General features: G+C 53.7%; 4 protein-coding genes and 3 tRNA genes. All 7 read right to left on the reverse strand.

Annotated features, from left to right (window positions below; genetic code table 11):
• A partial coding sequence (locus tag BM321_RS29160) for a GTP-binding protein (protein ID WP_256573532.1) occupies positions 1-149 on the reverse strand: 149 nt, incomplete at its 3' end.
• Between the two features lie 84 nt (positions 150-233).
• Positions 234-309, reverse strand: a tRNA-Thr gene (locus BM321_RS29165).
• A 26-nt stretch (positions 310-335) separates the two neighbouring features.
• Positions 336-409: transfer RNA gene (locus BM321_RS29170), tRNA-Gly, on the reverse strand.
• Positions 410-432: 23 nt separating this feature from the next.
• Positions 433-517: transfer RNA gene (locus tag BM321_RS29175), tRNA-Tyr, on the reverse strand.
• Between the two features lie 142 nt (positions 518-659).
• On the reverse strand, positions 660-1,115 hold the full coding sequence (locus BM321_RS29180; RefSeq protein WP_092446462.1) for a hypothetical protein: 456 nt from the start codon (positions 1,113-1,115) through the stop codon (positions 660-662).
• A gap of 7 nt (positions 1,116-1,122) precedes the next feature.
• Positions 1,123-1,872 carry a pantothenate kinase gene (locus BM321_RS29185; protein ID WP_092446464.1) on the reverse strand — a complete coding sequence of 250 codons (750 nt, stop codon included), beginning with the start codon at positions 1,870-1,872 and terminating at the stop codon, positions 1,123-1,125.
• The gene (gene birA, locus BM321_RS29190; RefSeq protein ID WP_092446466.1) at positions 1,862-2,818 is read right to left on the reverse strand and encodes a bifunctional biotin--[acetyl-CoA-carboxylase] ligase/biotin operon repressor BirA; all 957 of its coding nucleotides are present in this window, start codon (positions 2,816-2,818) and stop codon (positions 1,862-1,864) included. Before birA ends, BM321_RS29185 begins: the two co-directional genes overlap by 11 nt.
• Between the last annotated feature and the right edge of the window lie 166 nt (positions 2,819-2,984).

A 2,984-nucleotide genomic window follows, 5' to 3' on the forward strand; every position in this document is an offset into this window, starting at 1 on the left:
ATCTTGTCGAAGTCAACCTTGGCCGAACCGAAAACTTCGGAGCAGACACGGGTCAGAGCAGCGGTCAGCGTGGTTTTACCGTGGTCAACGTGACCGATGGTACCGACGTTGACGTGCGGCTTATTACGTTCGAACTTTTCCTTAGCCATCGAAATCACCCCTAGGAGAAGAATTTAGCGAGTCACACAAGCCATTAAAACAAAGGCAGATATTTGCATATCTGCCTTGTAATATGGAGCTCTTGAGCGGATTTGAACCGCTGACCTCACCCTTACCAAGGGTGTGCTCTACCAACTGAGCTACAAGAGCAAAATACTTTGCACAACCTGCAAACTTGGAGCGGGTAGCGGGAATCGAACCCGCATCATCAGCTTGGAAGGCTGAGGTTCTACCACTAAACTATACCCGCGGAGCTTGCAGCTCACGCTAAAATGGTGGAGGGGGAAGGATTCGAACCTTCGAAGTCGTAGACGTCAGATTTACAGTCTGATCCCTTTGGCCGCTCGGGAACCCCTCCTAAGCGAGCCGGCATTCTATATCATGCCAGCCTTCTGTCAAGCATTTTCTCATTAAAAACCTGAGGTTAGCTGCGTTGACGTCGCTTCGTACCGCTTACCTTTAAAGGTCTTCGCTGCGAAGCGGGCGCCATTCTATGCAAACTACCCTACGGGTGCAACCCCTTCGCATGGCATTATTTTATGTTTTAACTCATTGAATTCTTTAGAAAGGTTTTGGAGCAGCGTTTCACTCACCTTTCCCGCGCCTTCCTGGGGAACCTGAACCCAGAACCCTCCTCCCTCAGGGAGATTTTGCCCGCTCGAAACCACAGGGCGACCTACGACACCCAAAGCTGCCAGGCGCTGCTCCAACTGCCTGGCCAGCTCCGGTCGAGCAAAACCACCCAGATAGACACAGATTTTGGACACGTCAGCAGACTTGGCCGAATCGCGCCTGACAAGGGCATCCGCCGTTTCGCTCAAGAGATGAATATCCTGTTGCGACCCGCGATATAAACTCAACGGCGTGACATCCTTGGCGCGAAGCGGGGCCTCTTGCTGATGCCAGATGTAGTAGAAGACATTCAAAACCAGCAACAACAGAAACAGCCACCGCATAGAAACCTCAAGACAAAGGACAGGCCATCGCCAAACCGACGAAAACCAGGTCAGGTACCACCCTGGCCTCTGGAACGACCCCGGAAACCAGATTGGCATCCCCCCCAGTAAGAAACACCACGAAATCCTTTCCCCAATATTGCTCCGCCAATTCAAGCTGAGTCAGGACAAATCCCCTGAGCATCAGCATGCAACCGCGCTCGACCGCCTCGACAGTCGCACGACCTGGAGCGAGGCTCTCATGGGCTCGCTCGGCCGCTATATCGTCATAACGAATTTTCCGCGTGTGGGTACGCAATTGATTACGCATAAGAGGCATGCCAGGACAAATGAACCCTCCCAGATGCCCACCATCCGCGGCCACGAAATCAGCTGTGACGGCAGTACCAAAATCCAGCACCAGGCACGCCCCCGAAGCGAGATGAAAACCACCAAGCAGGGCCAACCATCGATCGAGGCCTAGCCGCTCGTAGTCCTCGTAGCCATTTCTCACACCCGCCATTTCCCGGGCGGGCATAGCACGAACTACCGATACCCCGAACACATCGACCAGCGAAGCGACTAATGAATCCGTCTCCGCCTGGGTCCTCACACTCACAAGACGGCACTTCTTGAGCTGGAACTTCTTCGCGTCATTCAGGCTCGCGAGCAAATCGTCGTCAGAGCCGACCACACCACCTTCGACCGGCGTTATTCCGTCAGGGCGCAGAACGCGCCATTTGATAAAGCTGTTGCCGCAGTCGAGCTCAAGAATCATCACGCAACCTCAAACTGAGCTCACCACCGCTAAAGTTTTTTTCCACACCATCTACCTTCAAACGCAGCGCACCCTGGTGGTCAATGCCCAGCACAATGCCGTCAATTTTATTAACACCGGCAATCAGAGACACAGCCCGCCCCTGCCAGAGATGGTACTGCTCCCATTCCGACTGGATCGCAGCAAACCCCGATACGCGATGAAGCTCCAGATATTGCTGCAGCGTCACCCCCAATCGGGCCACCAGCTCATTTCGATCAAAATCCCTGCCCGCTTCAAGGCACATGGATGTCCATTGCTGGTCGACCTCATCAGTCGATTGCATATTCACATTGATCCCTACGCCCAGGACAACATGGCAAACGTCTGCCGGATCTCCAACCAATTCAAGCAAAATGCCGGCGATCTTTTTCTCACCCACCAAGACATCATTAGGCCATTTCAACCCCGCCGCCGCGATCCCCATATCGCGCAAGACATGCATGACCGCAAGCCCGACAACCAAGCTCAGACCTTCGATCTCTCGCATCCCACCACTAATGCGCAACACCAGGCTGTGGTAAAGGTTTTCGGCAAACGGGCTGACCCACTTACGACCACGACGACCGCGACCCGCTATCTGTCGCTCAGCCAAAACCATGAATGGCGCCACGCCTCCGCGCTCGATGAAACGCAGCGCCTCGGCGTTAGTGGAGTCGATAGAGTCGAATATATGGACAGGCCACTCATGAAGGCCTTTTGCGCGAATTTCTGTCGCATCCAAAAGCAACAGGGGCTTAGCCAACTGATAGCCCCTACCTCGAACTTTATGAACAGACAATCCTAAATCCGCCTCCAAGTGTTGCAACTGCTTCCATACAGCACTACGACTGATACCCAGTGCAGCACCCAGCGCTTGCCCCGAATGAAAGCGGCCATCCTTCAGAAGTTTTAGCAACGTGAGCATGCGGACTGCGCCCTGATAATGAGGCCCGCATGATAGCCATGCGCAAGACAGTTGCATAGAAACACAAAATGACTTTCCTGCGGGCAAAACAAAACCCCTACCTGCGTCAGCAGATAGGGGTTTCGGAATTTAATCTTGACGATGACCTACTCTCACATGGGGAAAC

Source organism: Pseudomonas sp. NFIX10 (assembly GCF_900111955.1).
Lineage (GTDB): Bacteria > Pseudomonadota > Gammaproteobacteria > Pseudomonadales > Pseudomonadaceae > Aquipseudomonas > Aquipseudomonas fluorescens_AA.